At 63.7% G+C, this 237-nt stretch carries 1 protein-coding gene; it reads right to left on the bottom strand.

Annotated elements, in window-relative coordinates; all coding sequences use genetic code 11:
* Nucleotides 1-237: hypothetical protein (locus NCR39_RS00020; protein WP_250449971.1), on the bottom strand; the 237-nt coding region annotated here is incomplete at both ends.

The raw sequence follows: 237 nt of genomic DNA, 5'->3' as shown, positions 1-237 counted from the left end.
GTGATAGGCATCGATGAGTCCGTCATTGCCAATCAGCGCCGTTCCGGCACTCACGAGGATCCCGCTGCCGTTATCCTGATCGCCCATACCCGAGCGGATGACCGCCCCGGCGTGATTGTTCACGGTCACGTTGCCCGTCGATCCGAGGAGAATGCCGTCCGTGCTGGCCGTCACCGCCGAGTTGGCGTTGAGCGTTCCGAAGTTGTCGACGGTCCCGCTCGCCGCGCCCAAGTAGGT

Source organism: Caballeronia sp. ATUFL_M2_KS44, assembly GCF_023630965.1.
Classification (GTDB): Bacteria; Pseudomonadota; Gammaproteobacteria; order Burkholderiales; family Burkholderiaceae; genus Caballeronia; species Caballeronia concitans.
The sequence above is the reverse complement of the archived record's forward strand: the minus strand, read 5'-3'. Positions and strand labels throughout refer to the sequence as shown.